At 76.9% G+C, this 1,190-nt stretch carries 1 protein-coding gene and 1 pseudogene; both read left to right on the forward strand.

Annotation, left to right across the window (positions count from 1 at the left end; translation table 11 throughout):
* Positions 1 to 190: pseudogene (locus SACPADRAFT_RS25230) on the forward strand (methionyl-tRNA formyltransferase); the annotation flags it as partial.
* A partial coding sequence (locus SACPADRAFT_RS25235) for a transcription antitermination factor NusB (protein ID WP_324604520.1) occupies positions 187 to 1,190 on the forward strand: 1,004 nt, incomplete at its 3' end. The pseudogene SACPADRAFT_RS25230 and the gene SACPADRAFT_RS25235, both read left to right, overlap by 4 nt.

The following is a 1,190-nucleotide window of genomic DNA, read 5'->3' on the forward strand; positions in this document are numbered from 1 at the left end:
CGGGGCCGGCGGGGACGGGGTCGGCGACCTCCCGCCCGGTGGGCTGCGCGTGCAGCGGCGCAGGGTGCTCGTGGGCACCGCGACCGTGCCCGTGGAGCTCGGCGAGGTGCAGGCACCGGGGAAGAAACGGATGGCGGCCACCGACTGGGCCCGGGGCACGCGGATCGAGCAGGGAGAGTGCCTGGAATGAGCGACGGGCGCGGAGGGACACCACGGTCCGGGCGGCCGCGGCGTTCCCCGGGAGGAAAGCCGGGCGCGCGGAAACCGGCGGGCGACTCGGGAGCGCGCAAGCAGCCGGACGGGCGCACGCAGTCGGATGAGCGCAAGCAGCCGGAGGGGCGCAAGCCCGGGGCGCGGAAACCGGCGCGGAAAGCGGGGGAGCGCACGCCTCCCGCCCACGATCCCGCGCGGGAGGTGGCGTTCGAGGCACTGCGCGCGGTCACCGAACGCGAGGCCTACGCGAACCTGATCCTGCCGGAGCTGTTGCGCCGGCGCCGGATCACCGGGCGGGACGCGGCGCTGGCCACCGAGCTCGTGTACGGCACCGCCCGCGCCCGGGGGCTGCTCGACGACATCCTGGCGGCCTGCCTCGACCGGCCGTTGCGCAAGGTGGACGCCGCGGTGCTCGACGGCCTGCGCCTGGGCGCCTACCAACTGCTGCGCACGCGGATCCCGCGGCACGCGGCCGTGGCGGCCACCGTGGACGTCATCCGGGCGTCGGAGGGCCCGCACGTGACGGGATTCGCCAACGCGGTGTTGCGCCGGGTGTCCGAGAAGGACGAACAGACCTGGATCGCCGAGGTCGGGCCCGCGCCGGAGGACGACCCGGTGGGCGCGCTCGCGGCGCGCACCGCACACCCGCGCTGGGTCGCTCGCGCGTTCGCCGAGGCGTTGGGGGACAAGGGCGCCGAGCTGGCGGAGGCGCTGGCCGCCGACGACGCGCGGCCCGCGGTGCACCTGCTGGCCAAGCCGGGGCAGGTCAGCGCCGACGAACTCGCGGCGATCACCGGCGGCGAGGTCGCGCCGTACTCGCCCTACGGGGTGCATCTGCCCGCGGGCGGCGGGGATCCGGCCGATTCCGAGGTCCTGCGGGAGGGCCTCGCCGTGGTGCAGGACGAGGGCAGCCAGCTGGTGGGCGTCGCCGCGACCGAGGCCCCCGTCCACGGCGACGACGGCGGACGGTGGCTGGA

The organism is Saccharomonospora iraqiensis subsp. paurometabolica YIM 90007, assembly GCF_000231035.2.
Taxonomy (GTDB): domain Bacteria; phylum Actinomycetota; class Actinomycetes; order Mycobacteriales; family Pseudonocardiaceae; genus Saccharomonospora; species Saccharomonospora paurometabolica.